23 protein-coding genes and 1 tRNA gene are annotated in these 22,989 nt (G+C 49.8%); 22 read left to right on the top strand and 2 right to left on the bottom strand.

The features are described 5' to 3' along the window. Positions 1-151 precede the first annotated feature (151 nt). Positions 152-991, bottom strand: a complete 840-nt coding sequence (locus tag C557_RS0105680) for a LysR family transcriptional regulator (protein WP_018750874.1) — start codon at positions 989-991, stop codon at positions 152-154. A 113-nt stretch (positions 992-1,104) separates the two neighbouring features. On the opposite strand from C557_RS0105680, the gene C557_RS0105685 reads away from it, so the two are divergent. From C557_RS0105685 to C557_RS0105755, 14 genes are all read left to right on the top strand, one after another. Continuing rightward, positions 1,105-1,848, top strand: coding sequence for an SDR family NAD(P)-dependent oxidoreductase (locus C557_RS0105685; RefSeq protein ID WP_018750875.1), 744 nt, complete (start codon positions 1,105-1,107; stop codon positions 1,846-1,848). Positions 1,849-1,910: 62 nt separating this feature from the next. Then, positions 1,911-2,525 carry a cyclase family protein gene (locus C557_RS0105690; protein WP_018750876.1) on the top strand — a complete coding sequence of 205 codons (615 nt, stop codon included), beginning with the start codon at positions 1,911-1,913 and terminating at the stop codon, positions 2,523-2,525. Between the two features lie 130 nt (positions 2,526-2,655). Next, complete coding sequence (locus C557_RS0105695) at positions 2,656-3,195, top strand: PadR family transcriptional regulator (protein ID WP_026263317.1); 540 nt, start codon at positions 2,656-2,658, stop codon at positions 3,193-3,195. Positions 3,196-3,336: 141 nt separating this feature from the next. After that, complete coding sequence (locus tag C557_RS0105700) at positions 3,337-3,996, top strand: ABC transporter ATP-binding protein (RefSeq protein WP_240472924.1); 660 nt, start codon at positions 3,337-3,339, stop codon at positions 3,994-3,996. A gap of 1 nt (position 3,997) precedes the next feature. Beyond that, complete coding sequence (locus C557_RS0105705; protein WP_018750879.1) at positions 3,998-4,714, top strand: ABC transporter permease; 717 nt, start codon at positions 3,998-4,000, stop codon at positions 4,712-4,714. Between the two features lie 234 nt (positions 4,715-4,948). Continuing rightward, a complete protein-coding gene (locus C557_RS0105710) occupies positions 4,949-6,826 on the top strand; it encodes an AraC family transcriptional regulator (protein ID WP_018750880.1) in 1,878 nt (625 codons plus the stop codon). A gap of 147 nt (positions 6,827-6,973) precedes the next feature. Further along, the gene (locus C557_RS0105715) at positions 6,974-7,888 is read left to right on the top strand and encodes an IucA/IucC family C-terminal-domain containing protein (protein ID WP_040676419.1); all 915 of its coding nucleotides are present in this window, start codon (positions 6,974-6,976) and stop codon (positions 7,886-7,888) included. A gap of 94 nt (positions 7,889-7,982) precedes the next feature. Next, positions 7,983-9,002 (top strand): ABC transporter substrate-binding protein, encoded by a 1,020-nt coding sequence (locus C557_RS0105720; RefSeq protein ID WP_018750882.1) that lies wholly within the window; start codon positions 7,983-7,985, stop codon positions 9,000-9,002. Positions 9,003-9,132: 130 nt separating this feature from the next. Further along, the gene (locus C557_RS0105730; RefSeq protein ID WP_018750884.1) at positions 9,133-10,179 is read left to right on the top strand and encodes a FecCD family ABC transporter permease; all 1,047 of its coding nucleotides are present in this window, start codon (positions 9,133-9,135) and stop codon (positions 10,177-10,179) included. Further along, entirely contained in the window at positions 10,154-11,203 is a 1,050-nt protein-coding gene (locus tag C557_RS0105735) for a FecCD family ABC transporter permease (RefSeq protein WP_018750885.1), read from the top strand. The genes C557_RS0105730 and C557_RS0105735 overlap by 26 nt, the downstream gene beginning before the upstream one ends. Before the next feature lie 412 nt (positions 11,204-11,615). Beyond that, complete coding sequence (locus tag C557_RS0105740; RefSeq protein ID WP_018750886.1) at positions 11,616-12,380, top strand: GNAT family N-acetyltransferase; 765 nt, start codon at positions 11,616-11,618, stop codon at positions 12,378-12,380. Positions 12,381-12,451: 71 nt separating this feature from the next. Then, on the top strand, positions 12,452-12,976 hold the full coding sequence (locus tag C557_RS0105745) for a DUF4275 family protein (RefSeq protein ID WP_018750887.1): 525 nt from the start codon (positions 12,452-12,454) through the stop codon (positions 12,974-12,976). A gap of 454 nt (positions 12,977-13,430) precedes the next feature. Further along, positions 13,431-14,891 carry an RtcB family protein gene (locus C557_RS0105750; protein WP_026263320.1) on the top strand — a complete coding sequence of 487 codons (1,461 nt, stop codon included), beginning with the start codon at positions 13,431-13,433 and terminating at the stop codon, positions 14,889-14,891. Beyond that, on the top strand, positions 14,888-16,189 hold the full coding sequence (locus C557_RS0105755) for an AAA family ATPase (protein WP_018750889.1): 1,302 nt from the start codon (positions 14,888-14,890) through the stop codon (positions 16,187-16,189). The genes C557_RS0105750 and C557_RS0105755 overlap by 4 nt, the downstream gene beginning before the upstream one ends. 90 nt (positions 16,190-16,279) lie before the next feature. Here C557_RS0105755 and C557_RS0105760 read toward each other — a convergent pair. After that, positions 16,280-16,353: transfer RNA gene (locus tag C557_RS0105760), tRNA-Pro, on the bottom strand. Positions 16,354-16,604: 251 nt separating this feature from the next. Between C557_RS0105760 and C557_RS0105765 the strand changes: the two genes are divergently transcribed. The 8 genes from C557_RS0105765 to C557_RS0105805 all read left to right on the top strand — a co-directional run bounded on the left by C557_RS0105765 (position 16,605) and on the right by C557_RS0105805 (position 22,826). Next, positions 16,605-16,868, top strand: a complete 264-nt coding sequence (locus C557_RS0105765) for an LSm family protein (protein ID WP_018750890.1) — start codon at positions 16,605-16,607, stop codon at positions 16,866-16,868. Between the two features lie 345 nt (positions 16,869-17,213). Further along, positions 17,214-17,558 (top strand): 50S ribosomal protein L19, encoded by a 345-nt coding sequence (rplS, locus tag C557_RS0105775; protein WP_018750892.1) that lies wholly within the window; start codon positions 17,214-17,216, stop codon positions 17,556-17,558. Positions 17,559-17,647: 89 nt separating this feature from the next. Further along, positions 17,648-18,298 (top strand): signal peptidase I, encoded by a 651-nt coding sequence (gene lepB, locus C557_RS0105780; RefSeq protein WP_018750893.1) that lies wholly within the window; start codon positions 17,648-17,650, stop codon positions 18,296-18,298. Between the two features lie 51 nt (positions 18,299-18,349). Next, positions 18,350-19,213, top strand: coding sequence for a ribosome biogenesis GTPase YlqF (gene ylqF, locus C557_RS0105785; RefSeq protein ID WP_018750894.1), 864 nt, complete (start codon positions 18,350-18,352; stop codon positions 19,211-19,213). A 166-nt stretch (positions 19,214-19,379) separates the two neighbouring features. After that, positions 19,380-19,997: a ribonuclease HII gene (locus C557_RS0105790; protein ID WP_018750895.1), complete on the top strand. Its 618-nt coding sequence runs from the start codon at positions 19,380-19,382 to the stop codon at positions 19,995-19,997. Between the two features lie 69 nt (positions 19,998-20,066). Further along, the gene (locus C557_RS0105795) at positions 20,067-22,139 is read left to right on the top strand and encodes a flagellar hook-length control protein FliK (RefSeq protein ID WP_018750896.1); all 2,073 of its coding nucleotides are present in this window, start codon (positions 20,067-20,069) and stop codon (positions 22,137-22,139) included. Further along, positions 22,136-22,441, top strand: coding sequence for an EscU/YscU/HrcU family type III secretion system export apparatus switch protein (locus C557_RS0105800; RefSeq protein ID WP_018750897.1), 306 nt, complete (start codon positions 22,136-22,138; stop codon positions 22,439-22,441). Before C557_RS0105795 ends, C557_RS0105800 begins: the two co-directional genes overlap by 4 nt. Positions 22,442-22,460: 19 nt before the next feature. Continuing rightward, on the top strand, positions 22,461-22,826 hold the full coding sequence (locus C557_RS0105805) for a YraN family protein (RefSeq protein ID WP_018750898.1): 366 nt from the start codon (positions 22,461-22,463) through the stop codon (positions 22,824-22,826). The last annotated feature ends 163 nt before the right edge of the window (positions 22,827-22,989 follow it).

The following is a 22,989-nucleotide window of genomic DNA, read 5'->3' on the forward strand; positions in this document are numbered from 1 at the left end:
ACTGTATTCATTGCATAGGGCCATTTGGCCCTCGGTTAACAATTATGTTTTTATTTGGGTCGTTTATCCTTTTATTTTTTAACATACATCAATAATAACAACAAGAGAAAGTAAAAACCCTATGTTACGCGATAGACAGCTTACAGACTATTTAAAAATCAGAGTGGTTTTGAATAATATCTATAAAGGAGTTCACGGTGGGATTATTCACATTTTTAGATGTTACAAGCTGGACATTCAGTCTGCCAATATCCTTTGCTGGATATGTTTGAATGCCGCTTGCTTCTGCTAATACGCTTTGGGGTAAGAGAGAAATACCCAATCCTAACGATACAGCTTTAATAATTCCCTCAACCGTATCGTATTGAATGATATCTGGTTGACGGGTAGTGTGTTTTATTACCCAAGTTTCAAGCAAATTACGATATGGACAACCGCAAATATTTGTAATTACAATAGGTTGATACGGAATGTCACTTACTTTCATATTTTGTGAAGTAATAAAAACAAGTTCCTCCTGAAACGAAAATACAGATTTCAACTTTGGGTGATTAAATTCTGTATTTACAAAAGCACAATCTAAATTATCGTCTGCCACGGACTGTATTAGATTGATTTGTGTATCTGTGGAAACAGATAAGTTTACTTGCAGATATTGCTTTTTTAATCCAGAGAGCCATAGGGGTAATCTGTGTGCGGCGAGTGTTTGTGTTGCCCCAATTCGTAGCGTCGGCAAATTTTTCGCAAAGCTATTTTTAGCATTATCCAATAAGCTGATAACTTGATCTGCGTAGGATAATAACTGTTTTCCATCGTCAGTCAGAGAAACCCCTTTACTATGACGAATAAACAATTCTGTTCCTAATTCTTCTTCTAGATTATGAATATGGGCTGTTACATTCGATTGAACATATCCTATTTTTTCTGCGGCTCTTGAAATAGATTTTTCATAAGCTACTTCTCTAAAAATGCGTAACTCTAAGCTCTCCATTTTGATTCCTCTCATCATTCATCCAGATAGGTTGTATCATTACTAACTATTATACATAATTTGTTCAAAAGCTATAATAAAGCTATAAACATATAGAAAGGAAGTTTGAATTTGTGGATATTCAAGACAAAGTTATCATAGTAACGGGTGGCGGCACTGGTATCGGGAAAGCCACCTGCAAGAAGCTTGCTGAAAAAGGTGCTAAAATTGTATTGAATTTTAACCATTCAGAGCAAGAAGCGATTGATACAGCAAATGAGCTTAAAAGTATTGATGCTGAAGTTCTGCTTCTTCAAGCAAACGTATCCCAAGACAATGAGGTTCGTGAAATGGTGCAAAAGGTGTTGTCCCATTTTGGAAATATTCACTTTCTAATTAACAATGCAAGTATAACAAAACAAATTGAATTGTCAGACTTAGAAGCAGTAACAGATGATATATGGAGCAATTTACTTGACGTAAATTTAAAAGGGATGTTTTATTGTGCACGTGCAGTTGCTCCTATCATGAAAGAAAACAAAGTAGGTTCTATTTTGAATATGGGAAGTATTGCCGGAATTACCGGTTCTGGTTCTTCTCTTCCATATGCCGTATCAAAGGCGGCTGTTCATGGATTGACGAAATCGTTGGCACATGCGCTTGCTCCAGAAATACGTGTTAATTGCGTGGCTCCCGCCGCAGTATCTACCCGCTGGTGGGCAGGGGAAGAAGAAAAAATGAAAAGATTAAGCGGACATCTTCCGTTGCAACGAATATCCACCCCCGAAGATATTGCTGATTTAATCTGTGCTATACTCACACAAGATTCTATGACTGGTCAAATTGTTAGCCCGAATAATGGCATGGTCATTGTGTAGATACAGCATAATTCATAAAATTTAAAGTATATCGGATACAACTACTCTTAAGGAGGATCATTATGATTATTGACCTTACTCATTTGATTAAAGATAGAATGCCAATTTATCCAGGGGATTCAGAAACTCAATTGATTCAATCCAAGGTTTTAGAAACAGATCATTTTAATAATCATCAGTTGACTATTAATATGCATGCTGGCACACATATCGATGGGCCGATGCACTTATTAGATGTTGAGGAATATATAAATGAGGTTCCATTAGAAACGTTTATCGGAGAAGGGATCATAATTGATGTAACGGATGAGAAGGAAATAATCTATAAGGAGATATACGAAACAATTATTAAGAAAAATCAAATTGTCCTTTTGTACACCGGTTTCAGTAGTTTCTTTGGGCAACCCAAATATTTCTCAGATCATCCAGTGATAACGTTGGAATTTGCTGAATTGCTAGTGAGGAAACAAATAAAAATGCTTGGATTCGATATGCCCTCGCCAGACCAATATCCTTTTGAAGTACATAAGTGTTTGTTCAAAGCTAAAATTTTAATCGCAGAAAATTTAACAAATCTAGAAAAGCTTTTGGAAGCCGATGAATTTGAAGTAATAGCATTACCCCTTAATATTCAAGCAGACTCTTCAATTGCCCGAGTAATTGCTTTGACTAAGTAGTCTTGCTTAAAACGTGAATTTTATGAAAAGGGTGACTTCTTCTAATCCTAATCCTTCTAATCCTAATCCTTGACGTATTCACTTGTTCAATATTATAATATTCAACGTTGAGTAAGTGGGGTGAAATGAATTGACACGATTACTTGTACTTGGAATATTAGATGTTCAGCCAATGTCTGGCTATGATATTCAGCAGGCATTGCAAATGACGGACGCAGAGCGTTGGGGCGGGGTATTGATAGGTTCTATTTATCATGCGCTCAAAAAAATGGAGCAAGAGGGCTATGTTGCAGTTACCAGCATTGAACAGACCGGACACCGCCAAAAGGCGATTTACTCCATTACGGACACCGGACGAACTTATCTTCAAACGTTAATTAAGGACTCGTTAAGGGCTTCATCCGTTTTATATCCCTCAACACTATATTCCGGGCTGTCCTTTTACGAGAAGCTATCAGCAGAGGAATGTCGAAAGGCGCTTGAAGAGCAGCGTGTTGCTTTAAATGATGAATATATGGCTGTGAAACGTGGACTAGAAGCTAAGGATGCGGCGATGCAGCACATAATTCCTCCTATGGTTCTTCTGATCATGGAGAACATGTTCGCTATTATAAAGCAACAGCAGGATTTTGTGGATAAGGCCTTGGCCCTTTTGGAGAAGGAACACTAAAAAGCTCTCCCTCGTAGCAGAGGGAGAAAAAATTTCCCCTCATACTCAACATTGAATAAACAACGTTAATTAAATGGAGGTTTGAAAATGATCTTAATGGAAGCGAAAGGAGTACGCAAGCAATTTCATCACCGAGAGGTTGTGAAAGGGATTGATTTGGAAATCCGGCAAGGTGAAATTCTTGCGCTGATTGGAACAAATGGCGCCGGAAAATCAACGACCTTGGCAATGCTCCTGGGGATATTGCCGCCAGATGCCGGAACCATTACGCGCTGGAGGGAGGATTATAAGGCACATATAGGCGTTCAATTGCAGTCAACCCCCTTTTTTGAGGGATATAGCACCGAAGAAAATTTAAGAATTTTTGCGGCGTTATACAATGTGCGAATGAATAAGGAACAAATTCAGACCAAGCTGGAGGAAAGCCATTTACAGGAAGCGCGGAAAACACTTGCTTCACGCCTGTCTGGAGGGCAGCAAAAAAGGCTTGCCATTGCCGTGACCACTTTGCACACTCCAGATTTAATTATACTTGACGAGCCCGCAGCGGGACTTGATCCCCGTGCCCGGCACGAAGTAAGAAGGATGATAAAGCGGCTAGCAGAAAATAACACAACTGTACTCTTTTCATCGCACGATATGGAAGAGGTGTCTCGTATGGCTGACCGCATCATTTTGATGCATGAGGGGGTGATTGTAGCCCAAGGAGCTCCGGAAAAACTAGTAGAACAATATCAAGCAGAAAATCTTGAAAGCTTGTATCTGGCATTGACAGATAGCACACCAGCAGGGAGGGAGTAGCATGAAAACTGTATTCAGCCTTACATTCAAGTCGGCAAGCCGTGATCCTTTTTTACTGCTATGGTCATTGATTCTTCCCGTTGGCGGCGCAATTGGCCTGGGATTATTTATAAAAACCCCGGATGATCCGGAGCACATATTAACAGGCATGATGGCGGTCAGCGTTTTGTTCTACGCCCTGACAACCACCTCTTTTGCCATACTGACACAACGCCGGAGAGGGGTATATAATTTGCTGCGAGTAACGCCTATGCCGCTTTGGAGATATGTATGCAGCGTATCCGGTGCATGGACTATCATTTCCCTTCTGTGCGCAGTACTTGTTATGATGTCTGGAGCATTAGCCCTTCAATTAAGTATTTCGATTAAAACAGTTCTCGCCATACTTCCAGCCTTGCTGATTGCGGCACTTGGCTATGTATTTCTCAGTTTTGTCATAGCAAGCCTTAGCCGAACGGAAAACAATGTAAGCCTCCTAACAAACATGATTACATTACCACTTATGTTGAGCAGCAGTGCCTTATACTCCTTGGACGGTGCTCCGGGCTTTATTCAAGTGCTCAATAGATACAACCCGTTTCAATGGTTCGTGAGTGCTTTGCGAAGTGCATTTAACTTATCATGGGGCGATTATTGGATGAACACAGGCCTTATTCTGTTAGGGGCGATCGCAGCTTGCTTACTGGCCTTAAAAACATTTCGGTATAGGGATGCCTAAAATCTATACATTAATACGCTGACCAAAGCACAGCAATGCCGGAGTAGAAGAGGTGATAACAGATAAAATTTGGGTTTTTACAAGGTAAGTAGAAAACAGGCTAATGAATAAAATCTATTTTTCCTTGTCCATAATTCATCGTCCTTTCAAATTTGCCTAAGAGAATAGGTTGCTCCTGCTTCTTGTCAAAATTATAATAGATTTTAAATAACTTAGATAATGGAGGCGGGAAGAGTGTCGGCAAGGGATCAGATGATACTTTGGGCACAGGCTGATCTGCATATTGCAGATATCCGCCTTGGACGGCTGGAGCCTGGCGAGAGATTCAGCTATCGCGCTCCGGCGGGGCTTTTTCTCATTTCGGCTTTCGGAGAGGCACGAATCGAAGCAGGGAGCCTGCGGCACAGCTCGCTGGCTGCTCCGGTCGTTCATGTCGGCAAGGGGAGTGAATTGCGGGTTGACGCTTCGCCGCAAGGCTACGAATATTTCTTATTCTTATATAAAGCAGTGCTGCCAACTGTTTTGCCTACAGAGCTTGATGATCCAGAGCAGGCTGTGCGGGACTTCCATTCCTGCTATCTGGTGCCAGCGGGAGTGGAGAGCGCTTGGCGGAACACCGCTGGACAAATCCATCAGCTATGGCAAGAGAAGCACCCGCTGTCACGGCTGGATGCCAAGCAGCAGTTCTATTCCTTTGTGTCATTGCTTCTAAAGGAACTGGAGCAGCGGGAGGGGAATGCAGAGCAGGCTAAGCAGGCGGAAGCAAATCTGGTCGACACCGCCGTGCGATATATGGAAGCCCATTACAGTGAGCTATGGACGCTGGCCTCCTTGGCGGAGCGTCTTGGGACAAGCCCGCGGCAATTGCAAAGGGGATTCAAAACGCGCTTTGGTCACAGCCCGATGGAGCATTTCATCGGCATTCGGCTCGAGCAGGCCAAGCTGCTGCTCATCAAAAATCAACTGCCAATCTCTCGGATTGCCGAGGAGGTCGGGTATCCGGACAGCTATTATTTCAGCCGTTTGTTTAAAAAATACACGGGCTTGTCCCCCCGCAGCTACAGGCAATTATGGCTGCAGGAGCATAACCCTTCAAATGCGGCCTGTCGGATTTCTCCAACTTTTCCGTCGCAATCGGTCATTGTCCCGTTTGGTGAGAATCGTTATCATCAAAAGGGGAGCGCTTTGCAGGCGTTCCAGGCCTTATTGTCGCTGACCTTGGCATGTACGAGCGGGATCGCCCGCATGGACCCAGACGGCAAGCTGCTGGTTCCTCATGTGCGGGGGAGGCTTGAGCTTGAACGCCAGCCGCAGCGGATTGCCGTGCTTGATTATCAATATGCCGACCAGCTGCTGGCCTTAGGCATTGTCCCGGTAGGCAGCGCCATGTGCACCATAGAAACGGGCGGATTGCCAGCCGATCTGCGGAAGTCTTTGAGGCGGATTGCTGATCTTGGGAAAAAGGAGCAGCCCGATTTGCGGGTGTTGGCGGCATTGGAACCGGATTTGATTGTGTGTACCTCCTTCCAGGAGGAACATTATGCTGACATCTCCGCGATTGCGCCAGCCATCATGCTGGACCGCAACGAAGATTGGCGGCTGTCGCTGCTGCGCTTTGGAGAGCTCGTTGGGCGAACGTGGCAGGCACTGGAGCAGATCGATGCCTATAACGCCAAGGTGGAGCGACTGCGCCGCCGAATTGGCAACGGCCGGATTGGTGGCGATGGCGGTTCGGAGACGGTGGCCCTGATCCGGCCCCGGGATGGCGGAATTCGAGTGCATTCCGAAAGACACCGTACGGCACGGCTGCTGTACGACGATTTGGGCCTTGCCCTACCGTCGTTTGCTTCGCACCAGGAAGGCACCAGCTCCCTGATTCCGCTGCAGGAGCTGTCTCAGCTCAGCGCGGACCGCCTGTTCGTATTGACTGACAATACGAATCGGGAGCAGCTTCGGCAGTACCAGCAAAGCCTGGTGTGGAGACAGATGAGCGCCGTACGAGCCGGCCAGGTGCGCCATTTCCATACGGCGCTCTGGACGGGGTATTATGGTCCACTGGCTATGAGCAGGGTTGTTGACGAAATCGCCGAGACCTTGTTGTCCTCCCGCTAGCGCCTTATGGGTTGGGCCTATGAATTCGTACGATTGAAGACCAGGGTGCTTGCCGGAAGAAATAAATGAATTGACTTTGTGCAAAGGGGATATGCCGATGAACGCGGAAATATTCATCCATACAAATACAAGACAGGACAGGCGCTTATGAGTCGTCTCGTTCCGCTCTCACCGCAGGAAGCAGCGGACCTGCAGCAGTTCGGGTTAACCGCCACAGAGGAGGCCTGTCCTCTGGCTGATCCACAGCCTTCTCCGGCCTCTCCGCCATCGGCTCCGATCACTGCGGCGGCGTTTTTGGAGCAAGAGAACTGTCTTATCTACCTTGATGAACTGGCAGCCCGGCTTGGCACTGATTCGCGGCCAATCGCCGCTTCGATGCTGGCCAAACGGTACGCGGCCCTGTCCGCTGTGCCGTTTTTTTATGCGCTGACCTGCTATGACCGGGCCTTGGAGCTTCCGCTGCATGCCGTGCTGCTGCGCGTTGGAGAGGGCGCTGGCGTTCCATGGCTGAAAGGGCTCTCGGTGTGCGGGGAGCTGTTCGCTACCAGCCCCGCCGGAAGGACGAGGGAGCTGTGGCGTCTTGAAGCCGCCGAGCGCTACCTCCGCCTTCATTTGACTCCGTTGTGGCAAGCGCTCTCCCGCTATTCGGGCCTGCCGGAGACCATTCTATGGGAGAATACGGCAGTGCGCATTTATTCCTTGTATGAGAAAAAATTGCCCGCAGCCGTCGGGCAGGTCGGAGCAGCCCGTATTGCCGAGGATTTGCATTTTCTGCTAAAAGAGCTGTCTGCAGAGGCATTTGGGCAGCGGCGTCAGCCGCTGGCGTTCTTTTACGGAGCCGAAGGAGAGACTGGAGCAGCGCCGGAGAGTGAATCGCCGCAGCCCCGGGTGCGGAAGACCTGCTGCTTGTACCATCGCGTATCCGCCAAAGCGGATTTCTGCACGGCTTGCCCCAAGGTGACTCACCCGGCCAATACCTGGCAGCTTGCTGCGGAAGCTGGCGAAGTCCGGCAGAGCAAGACGGATACGGCGTCGCAAATATGCAAAAGGGATGACGCATAAGTTCATTTTCAAGCAAGCACCCCCATGCGATAATGATAATCAATATCACTCGTGATCAACTATTGATTATAGAGAATTAGGGGGAATCAGGTTCATGCAATATCTCAACAAGGACAAGCAGCACAGAGGGTTTGGGTTAAAAATGCTGTTATTATGGACGGCTATGCTGGCGCTGCTGGCTGGCTGCGCGCAAAACGGAGGCAATACGGCTGCGGCGCCGCCGGCAGAGCAAGCACCGACAGAACAGTCGGCAGCGCCTGCAAACGCGGATGCGGAACGGACGATCAAGCATGCGATGGGCGAAGAGGTTGTTTCCGGAACGCCGCAGCGGGTCGTTACCCTGTTCCAGGGGGCGACGGATTCGGCGCTGGCGCTTGGCGTTAAGCCAGTAGGCGCTGTGGAGTCGTGGATTGAACAGCCTTGGTACAATTATATCCGCGAGCAAATGGACGGTGTTGAAAACCTGGGCTCGGAGAACCAGCCGAATCTGGAGGAAATTGCTGCGCTCAAGCCGGATATCATTATCGCGTCCAAAACCCGGCATGAAGAAATTTATAGTCAGCTTGAGGCCATTGCCCCAACGGTTATGACCGAAGAGGTGCATATCTGGAAAGATTCTCTGGCCTTGACGGCTGAAGCGCTAAACAAACAGGAGGAAGAAAAGGCGTTCCTGCAGCATTGGGAAAGTGAAGTCGCCGACTTCAAAGAGAAAATGGGCGACAACCTGAAGCTGGAAGCCGGAATCGTCGATTTCCGTGCCGACCATGCGCGTATCGTTTATACAGGCTTCTCCGCGCTGGTGCTGGATGAGCTGGGGATTGCCCGACCAGCGAAGCAGCAAGGCGAGGATTGGGGCGTCAAGCTGGTGTCCAAGGAGAATATTCCGCAAATGGACGCGGACATTATTTTTGACCAAACCAGCACCTCGCGGGATGACGGCCGGCTTGATCTGCGCAAAGAATGGACTTCGCACCCGCTCTGGAGCAATATTAAAGCTGTCAAAAACAACCGTGTCTACGAGGTGGACACCGCGATCTGGAACAATGGTTCCGGTCCGTTGGCTGCCGAGGGAATGCTTGAGGATCTCAAAGAAATTTACGGGCTGAATAAATAGAGACTGTTGATGCATAGGTTAGATGCGGCGGCAAGCGCCTGCGGCCTTCCTTGTAAAGGAGCTGCGGCTTGCCGTTTCCGCATTTTTGGCCGCAGAAGCCCACACATACAAGTCAACAAGAAGGAGGATCATGGTGAAGCCACTTTTTAAACATAATAGCGGCAGACTGCTCGGGCTTCTGGCCGCGCTGCTGCTGCTATTGCTCGCCTTCATCGCCAGCATTGCGCTGGGCACAACATCGATCGCCCCCCTCAAAACACTGCAGGCACTGATTCATTACGATCCGGCCGACAGCGATCAAATGATTATTGTTACAACACGGCTGCCGCGCGCGATGTTCGCGTTGACTGTCGGCGCTTCACTGGCGATGGCCGGAGCGATGATGCAAGCGCTGACGCGCAACCCGCTCGCTTCGCCGGGACTGCTTGGCATCAATTCTGGCGCCGTGCTGGCCGTTGTGCTGGCGCTGACGCTATTGCCGCTGACCTCGCTGTCTCAGCTGATCTGGGCTGCTTTTGCTGGCGCAGCCGTGGCCGCGTTGCTGGTATATGTGCTTGGTTCCTTGGGCGGCGGACTGACGCCGATCCGCCTGATCCTGGCCGGTTCGGCACTTAGCGCGCTCTTCAGCGCGCTGACCCAGGGCGTGCTGGCGCTGGATGAATCCGGGCTGCAAAATGTGCTGTTCTGGCTAGCCGGCTCCGTTGCGGGCAAAGATATGGACACCTTGCTCCAAGTGCTGCCCTATATGCTGGTCGGCAGTGTCCTGGCACTGACATTGGCCTACTCGCTAACGATTCTCAGCGCCGGTGAGGAAGTGGCCAGAGGTCTTGGACAGCGTACCTCGCTGGTGAAGGCTCTGGCGGCTGCGGCCATCGTGCTGCTTGCTGGCAGTGCGGTTGCCGCTGCCGGTGCCATCGGCTTTGTCGGATTGGTAATGCCGCATTTTGCCCGCTATTTTGCCGGCAATGATTATCGGTGGGTCATTCCGTATAGCGCTGTATTCGGAGGAGGTCTGCTGCTGCTGGCCGATCTTGCCGCCCGCTTCCCGGTGCAGCCAAGCGAGCTGCCGCTTGGTGTCGTCACCGGCTTGATCGGCATGCCGTTATTCATCTATATTGCCCGCACCGAGTTCACACAAAGGAGGGGGAAGTATGACGCATCCCGTACCGATGCCTGACCGCAAATTGCCCGCTTTGGCTGCTGCCCGCAAACGAAAGACGCTTACTCTGTTGCTGTTGTCGGGGCTGCTGCTGATCTTCTTCGTGCTGGGCGCCTGTTTGGGCAGCAAATGGGAGTCGCCGCTGGCGGTGCTGCAGACGATCTTCTTCCGCGGCGGAGATTCCGCCTTTGTCATCGGCATGCTGCGCCTTCCCCGCTTGACGCTGGCGCTGCTGGCTGGCGCGGGACTCAGCCTGGCTGGCACGGTGCTGCAAGGCCTTATCCGCAATCCGCTCGCTTCGCCGGATGTGCTTGGGATGACGAGCGGCGCTTCCGCAGCAGCGGTGGCCTTTATTACCTTCTCCGGCGGGGCAATCAGCATTCGCTGGCTGCCTGTGGCGGCGATGGCCGGGGCCTTGCTGGTGTCCGGACTGGTTTATGCGTTGTCCTGGAAAAACGGGGTAGCTCCCGCCCGCCTTGTCCTGATCGGGGTTGGCGTGTCCGCAGGCATGGGGTCCGTGACGATGCTGCTGCTGGCGTTCAGCCCGGTCACCTCCGCCAGCAAGGCATACATCTGGCTGATCGGCAGCGTATATGGCGCTTCCTGGCAGCAGGTGCTTACTCTGCTGCCCTGGACGCTGATCTTCGGCGCTATCGCCTGGGCCAATGCCCGCAATTTGAACGTCCACCAGCTCGGCGAGCAGGTGGCCACCGGTGTGGGCATAGCTTTACAGCGGCAGCGGCTCGGGCTGCTGCTCGTAACCGTGGCGCTGGCCGGCTCGGCGATTGCGGTTGTCGGTGCGATCGGCTTCATTGGCCTGATCGGGCCGCATATTGCGCGGCGGCTGGTCGGCGCTTCTCACGGGGCGCTGCTGCCGGCATCCGCGCTCATAGGCGCGTTGCTGCTGTTGCTCGCCGACACGGCCGGGCGCACGCTGTTCCAGCCGCTTGATATTCCGGCGGGTGTGTTCACGGCCGCGATTGGCGCGCCTTTCTTCATCTTGCTGCTGTTGCGTCAGCGTCGTCATCCCGGCGGTTTGTGAGGATAAAACTATAAGGTTTCTTTGGCTAATCAAATGCTAATGAATGCAGTAATTTAAAAATTAAAAATCGTCGGAGACTTCACTTAACCGCGTGTTCATGCTTCGGGACCTCTTGGTCTTTTGGTTTGTCAGACGAATAATCAAAAAAGAAAACTCATACAGCAATAACCCAGCCTAAGATAAGAGTTTATTTAGGGCTGGGTTATTTTCGTAAATACAATAATGCTAAACGAAATTAGCAAGTTTAGGATTGTTAAAACATCGAACATTTGTTCTCAACTATGATAGTAGATGATGGTATAATAGGTAGGGTAAGGATAAATGAAGCTTGGGTAGAAGGAATAATTGTGATAACCCATTGCACGAAATTATGAACAATCGAACTAAATACTAAATGAAAAGGAAAATTTCGATGGATCAACGCCTAAAGATCGTCAAGAATAATATTGAACAAAACGGTTGTTACTGTATGAGAAGTATGAAAAATCATTTGGGTTATCTCAAAAAAACAAAATGGACTGAAGCAAATTTTGATCAAGGCTTGGAATATTTGCAAATCAAAGACGGGAAAAAGACATTGGGTTTTATAGAATATGCTCCTGGGGAATCGTCTTGGAGAGTCATCCATGCGGACAATTATATGGTCATTCACTGTATATGGGTGAGTTCCCCAGGAACCGGATTAGGATCTCAGCTAGTGCAATTATGTTTGGAAGAAGCCAGACAACGGAAAATGAAAGGTGTAGCTGTATTAACGAATGCTGATACGGGCTGGGCGCCCAGTAAAGAGCTATTTATAAAAAACGGCTTTTCTTTTATTGAAAGTGGACCTTATTCCTTTGAACTATACATATATTCGTTTGAAGATACCTCATTGCCATATTTTCCTACGAATTGGAATGAACGTCTGGCAAGGTTTTCCGCAGGGCTGACGATATTAAGAACAGATCAATGTCCCTATTTGGAAATAGCTACAGATAACCTCATCAAAGCGGCAAATACGGCTAATATTCATCCTTATATTATTCAAATTCAAGATCGGGCACAGATGATGGAGTTATCGCCTACTCCTTACGGAGTTTTTAATGTTATTTATAATGGGGAATTAGTTGCCTATCATCGAATGACAGAAAGAGCTTTTTTGAAGCATTTTCAAAAAAATAAGCTGGCTACTTGATATAATAATGTGTTCACGCATCAGCGTACAAGCTATTAAGTTTGCCTATCATAGAAAGATGAGGGGAATTTATGATTAAGAAACGGATTATTGAGCTTTTAGACCATTTGCCCGAGGATGAACTGGAAGATGAACTGAAAAGAATATATTTGTCACTTGAATTTGTGCAAAAGAATTACTTGTTCAGAAAGAATCTGCGGGAAAAGGGAGTAGTCATATCAGAAATATATGAAGGAGATCAAGAAATTATAGAGTTATGGGAGAATACGTTTGCCCAAAATATCAGCGATGAAGTTAAAGAGGCCATTTACTATAGTCAATATAAGTGGCATATCTTCAGTTATGAACAACAGCCTTGCTTGAAAGAAGCCGAGGCAAGGGAAGCCTTTGACGTTGAAGCTAAAGAGGAGTTATATGTTATGTATCAGAACTCACCCGTGCTTCTGCAATACAGTAATGCCAATAAAGTGGTTGCTGCAGACTTTGATGAAGAACAAGATATATACCTATTTGATAAGCACTTCAACTGGACTTATGTTCAAACTCACGAATCGGCATGCGGTCCGTATTTTTACAAGTTAAGCAATTCAAAGTGAATTCAAGATAGGTCTTATATCCTATTTCCTGATAAAAGCATTGACATTGAAAAAGAAATTAGCTTAAGATGAGTTACATTAAATGAAGGGAGGTTGAAGGAAATGATGGAAGTTTATGGTGCAAGGTCGCTTGGTTTTAATGTAGGTTTTGATGTAAATGCATTTTCATATACTGCTCATCGTTTCTTCAGCCTCATACGGGAGACATAGAAGAGAGGGTGGCTTATCACGGGATGGTTATGTTATTCCGTGGTATGTCACTTTACGGCTATGGCTATAGAAGGAGCGACTGCCAGGTAGCTGGCAGCGAATTCTTCTGCATGGAAAGATTGAAAAGGAAGAAGTCATGGGCGCACGGGTCCATGGCTTTTTTTGTGACTTGTGAGCGAAATATAGCTTCGAGCAGGATATGTACACTTATGAAAAGAATCAAGAAAGGATTAATGAACATTTTATGAATACTCAAATTGATGGAATAGTATTAGATGAGCTAGGTGCCTTTCGTCATGAAGTAAAGCTGCCTTCTGGCGATCTGACGGTTTACGCGGCACAGCAGTTATTTTCATCCTTGGATTACAAGGTATTTGAAATGGCAAACAACAATTTGCAAATTCCGGGCATTCGCTATATGAGCTATACTCCGGATGTGCATGTCGGTGTTGGTACTTGTATCGGCACAACGGCGGTATGGGATGCGCGGAGCGGATATGTATCTCCCAGTATTGTAGGCAGTGATATTGGCTGTGGCATGCGGGTGCATATGACCAACCTGCACAAGGAGGATCTTAAAGATGTGAAGCTGCGGCGCAAGCTGGTCAAAGCCATTGAAAAGGTGTTGCCGATGGAAGCCAATCAGCGTGGACATTATTCCGATATTCGGCTTGAACATATTGTGCGTAAAGGACTGCATGGACTACCTAAAAAATACATTCCGGACAGCTACACTCCCAAAAAGTCCACATCCTTAACGCATGTGGAGAGCAGTAAATTCGCTTTTGATGAAAGTGTGCTGGAGCTTGTGCCGGATATGACCTGGCACCGGGCGCATAGACAGCTCGGGACACTGGGGGGCGGGAATCACTTTGCAGAAATTCAGGCGATTGAAATTGCCGAGGAGAACCGCAGCATTGCGGAAGCCTGGGGGCTGTCTGATGGACAGATCGTGGTCATGATTCACTCCGGGTCGCGGGCTTGGGGTGGATATGTTAGCCAAATGAGCTCATCCGCTATCCTTAAGGTCATGCAGCGCCACGGATGGGGGACCTCTGATCCCAAGCTGGTCTTTGCGCCTTTGGAGCATGCAGAGGGCAGACACTATGTGAATATGATGTACTCTGCACTTAATTATGCGGTGACGAACCGGCACCTTATTGCCTATGCCATGCGCGAAGCCTTCCGCGAGGTGTTTGGGCCAAAATGCGAGTTTAGCACATTGTATGACTTGATGCACAATTACGCTTGGGAAGAGCATCATCCGGAGCAGGGCGAGGTGTTCGTGCATCGCAAGGGGGCAACCCGGGCGTTGCCTGCTGGGCATCCTGATAATCCCAAGCCCTATCGGGCTACCGGACACCCGGCGCTTATTCCCGGTTCGATGGGGACCGCTTCCTATATTATGGTCGGGCAGCCGGAAGGGGCGGACAACTATTATTCCATCTGCCATGGAGCAGGCCGCATCCGGTCACGTACAGCGACAAAACGCCTGGTGAAGGTCGCGGACTTTGAAGCGGCGCTCCGCGTAGGAACCGAAGATGAAATTGTCGTTAACCAGCGTTCACTGGAATCCATCCTGGATGAGTCGCCGCAAGCCTATAAAAATGTAGATGAAATAATGGAGAGTGTGACCGGAGCAGGACTGGCGCAGGTAGTTGCCAAATGCAAGCCGCTTGCTGCCGTGAAGGGGGCCAAATCATGACATTACAGAATTTAAATCAACCACAAAGCTTCTCCTCCATTTACGCGCTGAAGCCTCATTCTGCCGAGACGATTGAAGGTTATGCAACCTATGCTCATTTAATCAAAGGGATTATTGACGCACTTTATTCTCGTTATGGGATACGCTATGAACTGTTTGCCAGCGATGATCCGAACAATGAATACTGGAGCCTTCTGGAGGAGGACCTTCGCTCGGAGAGCGAGAATGTGGAACTGGTGGCCCGAGTTTTTGAAGATTTGGAGCTCCGTACATTCCATTACGACGATGAGGGGGACGTACCTGCGTATGGAATGCAGTATTCGTTGCGAAACAACGTATTCGCCTACCCCAAATGGGGAGTAGCCCTGGCGAGAATTCCGTTCTTCCGCCCAAATGGTATTTATACCGAAGATTTCGTATTTGCTGCAAGCGAAGAGCAGATGAAGCAATTTTTGGGCACGGTGCGCGAGCGTGAACGGCAACAAAAGATGAAACGGGTGACGGTTTTCACCGATACCCGGAATGGTATCGAACGTCAAGGAGAAGCGATTACCCGAGCAGTTACCCGGGATCAGGTGGTGCTCGCAGAAGAGATCAAGCAGGATATTTTCAATGCATTGGATCAGTTTTTTGAGGAGGATCGCACATTTTACCGCCAGTTTGATATTCCCTACAAGCGGGGAATTCTGCTGTATGGACACCCTGGTAACGGCAAAACAACCTTGGTGAAATCAATTGCCGGGAGTATACCAGGTCCGGCAGCTTACTGGCAAATTACCGAGTATACAACAAGCGAATCCGTGCGGGAGGTATTTGATGCTGCGAAGCGGCTGGCTCCGATGGTCCTCATTATTGAGGATATCGACTCCATGCCTGAGGGCGTTCGTTCCTTCTTCCTGAACACCCTGGATGGCGCCACCTCCAAGGAAGGCATCTTCTTGATAGGTACGACGAATTATCCGGAGAAAATTGATCCGGGACTCATGAACCGGGCCGGTCGATTTGATCGTGCTTATGAAATTACTATGCCCGATGAAGCCTTGCGTGCGCAATATCTTAAGCAGCGGGGATTTGATTTGTTTGCTGGAGCAGAAGGAACGCTGGAAGCAGCGAGGCATACGGAATCCTTCTCCCTGGCCCAGCTTGGCGAGGTGTATGTCAGTGCAGCGCTTGAATGGCACCGGCAAGGACATGTGGATATCGCCAAGCTGATTCAGGTACTGCGCGGGGAATTGGACAAGAGCCATAAGCACCAGTGGTTGGAGCAGCCGGGACAAGGCCGGGTTGGTTTCTTTTGAGCGGCCGTACAATATAGATGTACCAATTAACAAAAATGACCACTTCTTCATTGCACAAGAAGTGGTCATTTATTTAGGAATTAGGAACAATCGGAGTAGCGGGATTCGAACCCACGGCCTCACCCACCCCAAGGGTGCGCGCTACCTGACTGCGCCATACCCCGATATTGTGACTCCTGCCGTTCCTCTGGTCATGTTCATTATAACGTATAGGCCAGTAACCCAGCAATATGTGGTCGATTATCGGTCTGCCAAAGTAAGGCATTGTGCAATACTTTCCTAGGCAGCCTGGGGTTATCCACATTCTAGCTGATTTTGGGCTAACGCTGTATTCATCTATCTGTTATAACAGCCTATACCGTTCGTCCACGCTTTTCATACTATGCATTAGCTTGCAAAGGAAGGAGAGCCCATCATGGTCGAAATTTATTATAATTGCCTGTACTGTATGAATAAAAAGGTACGTGTCATGTGCCGAGACGGCAAAGTATATGAGGGGACCGTCGTTAATGTGGACCGGGAAAATCTTTATCTGAAAGTCTCTGGTGGACGAGGGCGAGTGAAAACATCAGCTTTTATTCCCCCGTACGGTTACGGATACGGCTATGGACCGTCTCCTGCTGGAGAGCAAATTTTGACGCTCAGCTTGTTTACACTACTGGCCATTGCCTTGATCTGATTCGCTGGAATCCGCAGGAAGGGCCTCTGATGTTGAAGAGGCTTTTTTTGCGTGAAAAAGATAATGCTTAGAAAAAATGACATCGAAGCCTTTTCTTGGATGCGGTTGGTTTCTTTTATGGAAAGAAAGCATCTATTGCTTGGAATATCATAATATGGTTATTAGGGCGTAGCTTAAATACCTTTGGCATCGTAATTAGCTCGGTATTATTTCTTGCTATGTCCGGGAATTTATGATAAAATTCAGTTTGTTGTGAATTCGGTGGTCCGCTGCGGATGATGAAGGAGAACATGGAGATTTCTCCGGAAGAGGCATGAACACCTGAGTGGAAGGAGGGAGTCATAGATGAATATCGTACAAGCGATTACGCAAGAACAACTTCGCAAGGATATTCCAAGTTTCCGCCCTGGTGACACTTTGAAAGTGTTCGTTAAGGTTATTGAGGGAACTCGCGAGCGTGTCCAGTTGTTTGAAGGTGTTGTTATCAAGCGTCGTGGCGGCGGAATCAGCGAAACTTTTACCGTTCGTAAAATTTCGAATGGTGTAGGTGTGGAAAGAACTTTCCCGATTAATTCCCCGAAAATCGATAAAATTGAAGTGGCTCGCCGTGGTAAAGTGCGTCGTGCGAAGTTGTATTATCTTCGTGAACTTCGCGGTAAAGCAGCGAGAATTAAAGAAGTGCGTCGTTAATTCCATTAACGAACAGGAGGGGCTTGTTTATTCAAGCCCTTTTACTTTTTCCATTTACCCATTTGTGAGGATAAGGGAGGCCGCGACCCATGGAGAAACAGGGAGAGCAGCACTATTCGGAGCAATCGATTGACCAGATGGGGCAACCGGAAGGACCGGGAACAGTGCATAAGGATAAGAATGAAAAAGGCGAGATGCTGGAATGGCTAAAAGCCATTGTCATCGCTGTAGTGTTGGTTATTTTAATCCGTTGGCTGTTTTTTGCACCGTTTATTGTGGATGGTCCGTCCATGCAGCCGAATTTTCACACGAGTGAACGTATTATCGTTAACAAAATCATTTATGATATGCGCGCTCCCAAGCATGGTGAAGTTATCGTATTCCATGTGCCTCAGGAGGGGCGGGATTTTATCAAACGCGTGATTGGAGTTCCCGGAGATACCGTACAGGTAGAAGGAGACACGGTAACGGTAAATGGACAAATCGTGGACGAGACGTACATTAAAGACGTCGTTGATGAGAAGCATAAGAATGATGAGTTATATAATATAGAAGCGAACTTCCCTAACCAGGACGTTCCTGATGGAACGGTGCCAGAGGGCCATGTGTTTGTATTGGGAGATAATCGGTCGAACAGTACGGATAGCCGGAGAATCGGCTACGTTAGCTATAGTGAAATTGTGGGTCGAGCCGATATGGTATTCTGGCCGCTGAGCGATTTTAAGTTCATCCGGCATTAGTTTAAGGGTAAACAAGAAGGCGCGTTCATTGGAAATATGAGGTGAGCAAATATGGCAATACAATGGTTTCCCGGTCATATGACCAAGGCACGCCGGCAAATTCAGGATAAGTTGAAGCTGATCGATGTGGTGATAGAGCTGCTGGATGCCCGTCTGCCTCTATCCAGCCGTAATCCCATGATTGATGAGATTTTACAGGGCAAGCCCCGCTTGATCGTGCTGAACAAAGCGGATTTGGCTGATCCGCTCGTAACGAAGCAGTGGATTGAATATTTTAAGCAAGAGGGTCATCTGGCCGTAGAAGCGGACGCTTCCAGTGGACAAGGTCTAAAGGAAATTCCGCGCTTGGCGAAGGAACTGCTTAAGGATAAGATTGAGAAGCAAATTGCCAAGGGAATTAACCCGCGGGCTGTGCGTGCTCTCATCGTAGGTATCCCTAATGTAGGCAAGTCAACCCTGATAAACGGGCTGGCTGGTCGAAAAATAGCCGCTACCGGCGATCGGCCTGGTGTAACCAAGGGTCAGCAATGGATCAAGGTTGGTACGGATATGGAATTGCTGGATACGCCAGGGATTTTATGGCCTAAATTTGAGGATCAAAACGTAGGTTATCGGCTGGCAGTGACCGGAGCGATACGCGAAGAGATTCTGAATGTTGAAGATATTGCTTTTTTTGCAGTCAAATATCTTGTCCGGTATTATTGGGAGCCGTTTCAAGCCCGCTTTGAGCTGGATGAAGCGCCGCAGGATGCGGAAAATTCCGATGAAATTGTTGCCGTGATGGAGGCGGTGGGGCGCAAGCGCGGTTGCATCGTCAGTGGTGGACGTGTGGACTTGGAGAAGGCGTCGCAAATTTTGCTTCGTGAGCTTCGGGCCGGCAAGCTGGGCAGATACTCGCTAGAAGCACCTTACTAAGAAATAGCCGTCGGCCGTTCGCCGGGGGCTATTTTGTTTTTTCACAGGATGACTGTAGAATCCACGACAGAAAGCCGATAATAAGAGATAAGGCCATAGTGGTGATTTCCATCAGATCGGGTAGTTTAGAGGCAAGTTCCACGGTGGAGGTTTGTAAGGAGGCATTATGGAGGATTTGTTGAAATATGAACGGGAATATGGAGCTTCTTATCAGTATATTGCTGGCATCGATGAAGTCGGAAGAGGTTGCTTGTTTGGAGATGTGGTGGCCGCAGCGGTCGTTTTACCCCAGCAGCTTGTACTGGAGGAAGTGAATGATTCCAAGAAGCTAAGCGCAAAAAAACGAGATCAATTATACGATATCATTATGGAGCGGGCGTTGGCGGTGGGGATTGGTTATGTGGATGCGGCGACCATCGACCGAATTAATATCAAGCAAGCTACTCGGTTGGCTATGAAGCAAGCGGTAGAAGAACTGGCCGTTGCCGCAGATTTTCTGCTGATTGACGCTGAGAAGGTGGATGTGCCGATTCCTCAATTGTCGGTCATCAAGGGTGATGCGACCAGTCAGTCGATTGCCGCCGCCTCTATTATCGCAAAAGTGACGCGAGACAGATTATGTCAAGGGGAATGGGATGCAAAATATCCTGAGTACGGTATTGCTATACATAAGGGTTATGGGACTAAATTTCATCGTGAGCAGATTTTGGCCCTTGGACCCACGCCGCTGCATCGCAGAAGCTTTATGCGGAATCTGTTAATCGAAGAGCAAACGTTGTTCTAAACCAGTGTCATTGACCCGCCCTCGCAGGAGGCGGGTTTTCCATATCAGGTGTTACGAGGAGGGGAAGTTATGAATATCGGACCGCTGCTGCGCAGCATGATGGGAGATGTGCGGACCGGGGAACCCAAATCCCTGGAATTAAGAACGGGGCAGGTGGTCCGCGGAACGATATTATCCGTATCGGAGGACGGACAGGATGCGGTAATCCAGGTACAGGGTGTCAAGCTGCATGCAGCTCTGGAAACCCCGCTTCGTCAGGGGGAAACCACGTTGCTCCAGGTCCAGCCGGAAGCCCAAGGGGGATTGCCGGTGCTAAAGCCCATGGAGATGGCGGCAAACACTATGCTGTCCGCCGCTTCCCTTGCCAAGACGCTGGAATCCTTAGGTTTGGAAAATACCCCGGCTAATCGGGAACTGCTGCAACTGATGCAGAAGAGCGGATTGCCTCTAACGAAGGAAAATGTATTGTTGCTACAGCAGGTATCCGGTCAAAGACCGGCGGGGTTACCTTTGTCGGAGTGGGTGCAGGCGGCGGGAATTGCCTTTAGCCGCGGCTTGCCGATTACAGGTGAATCGGTTGCCGGGTTGCATCAAGCTATTTTTGGTCCTCCCCTTCATGTGCTGTTGTCCTCACTGGAGGAGCAGTTGGGCGCTTTTCTGCGTCAGCTAGAGAGCGGGAGCAGCGGGGCTGCTGCAGGGAAAGCTAGTCCCCCTGAAGGAGGAGCATCCACCCAGGTGCCGCAACCTGGAGTTGGTACAGGTACGGGTACGAGTATGGGAGCTGCCACATCTCCTGGGACAGGGAGTGCCTTGTCCAGTGGCGGAGCTCAGCCGAATCAGGCGGCGGGGCTGGTGCAGTTAGCGCAGCAGGGAGGCTTGCCTGTAGGCGGGGCAGGAGGGCAAGCAGTTGGGGCAGGAGCATCTGCCGGAAATGCGGGGGCCCCTATCGAACTAGCGGCGAGGCTGCAAACGTTGCTGCTTGCGCTGGGCTCGGCCATGACGGAGGAGAGCATGGCCGGGGGGGCAGCGGGCCGGGGAGCCAGTGACCCGCTGCCAAGCGGCGCTCCCGGCACAGCGATGCCGGGAGGAAACGGTCTTGCCGCCGGCAGCCCTGCTTCTCCGGCGACGGCGCAGTTGCCCGGCGGAGGAAGCATCGCCGGTGCTGCGCCAGCAAGCACGCACCCCGCCCCCGCGGCGGAGCCGTGGGTGGGGCGCGTGCTGAAGCTGCTCGGTGCGGAGCACGAGCAGCAAGTGCTGCGCGCGGCCGGGCCGGGCGGCGGTACGCCGGCCCCGGCTGCAGCGCCGGAAGCGCCGCCGCAGGCAAGCGGCGCCGCGGGGGCTCCCGCCGGGGGCGCACAGGCGCCCGGCGGCCCGGGAGCGGGCAGCGTACCTGCGGCCGCGCCGGGCGAAGCCCCGCTGCTGCGCCAGGAGGCCGCAGCAGTACAAGCGGGCGGCGCCAACACGTCGCCGCCCAAGGACGCCGCGCCGGAAGCACGCGCGGCGTCGGCCCCAGCGCAGCCTGCGGCTGGCGAGGCTGCCGCTGGGGCCGCCCGCAGCAGCGGCGTGCCAACGACCGGCACCGCCGGCACGGCTGCGCAGGAGAGCTTGAAAGGCCTTCTGCTGCAAGCGATGGCCTCAAGCGAGCTGCCGGCGCCTTTGCAAGAGGCGGCCCGGCAGCTGGTGATGCAACTGACCGGGCAGCAGCTGCTGTTGAATACCGATCGGACCGCTCCGTTCGCGCAGGTTACGATGTTTCTCCCCTTCATCGGTCCCGACGGCCAACAGACCGCCGCTGTGCATATTGAATCGCGGCGAGGCCGCAAGGGCGAACTGGACCCGGCTAACTGCCGCTTATGGTTCGACCTGCAAATGCAAGCGCTGGGCCAAATTATGGTTGACGTACAGGTTGCGGATAAGAAGGTACTACTCAAGCTATATAGCGAGAAGGAAGCCACCGGCGTATTCCTGGAATCCCGCCATGACGAGATTGAGATGGCACTGGCAGGAGCAGGCTACAAGCTGCTTTCGTTAAAGGCAGAGCCGCTAATCTCGCCGGAGACAGAAGACGGGGAGACAACGGATTTCAGCCTGTCCCTGTCCTATGCGCCAAGTCCCTATAAAGGGGTGGATTACCGGGTATGAGTGAAGAGGCGAAGGAGCGGGGTCAGGCTTTCAAGAAGGCGGTTGCTTTAAAATACGATCCCGGCCAGGGAGAAGCTCCAGTTGTAGCTGCAAAGGGTAGAGGGCTGTTGGCCGAGCAGATTTTAGAAAAGGCGCGGGAACATGGTATTCCTGTTCAGGAGGATGCCGCCCTGGTGGAGGTGCTGTCCAAGCTGGATCTGGATCAGCAAATTCCGGCAGAGCTTTATGATCTGGTCGCGGAAATTTTAACGTTTATATATCGCTCCGATAAAATGATGGAAAGAGAGTTGTTCCTTGAATAGTCCATATAGGAAAAGAACGGTGGGAGATGAGCGGAAAGAGCGGGGGCGCCGTGCGGAACTGGCGGCTGCTGAGCATTTGCTCTCCCTTGGCTATGCAATCATGGAGCGCAACTGGCGCTGCCGTTCAGGGGAGATTGATCTGATTGCCCGGCAAGGAGACTGGATAGTTATCGTTGAGGTACGTAGCCGCAGTGGCAGGGCTGCTGGTTTTGGAACGGCTGCGGAAGCGGTGACTCCACGCAAAATAGCTCAGGTTCGCAGCACTGCGGCTGTGTATCTGCATCAGAACAAACAATGGGCTGCGAATGTGCGGTTTGATGTTATCGCGGTTACCTTTGACCGGACCGAAACAATAGAACTCGAGCATATCGAAGGGGCTTTTTAAATCACTGACTATCATGCTTGTTTAAGCTAAGGCATCAGCTTTATATGAATTGAAATATATGCGGGTTAGGACGGCAGTGGGAATGAATTACCCTGAAGTCCTAGCCCGTTATTTCTTAAGCTCCTTGTATCGGAGGCTTGACGTAATATACAGTTATTCTAGC

It is taken from the genome of Paenibacillus sanguinis 2301083 = DSM 16941 (genome assembly GCF_000374825.1).
Classification (GTDB): domain Bacteria; phylum Bacillota; class Bacilli; order Paenibacillales; family Paenibacillaceae; genus Fontibacillus; species Fontibacillus sanguinis.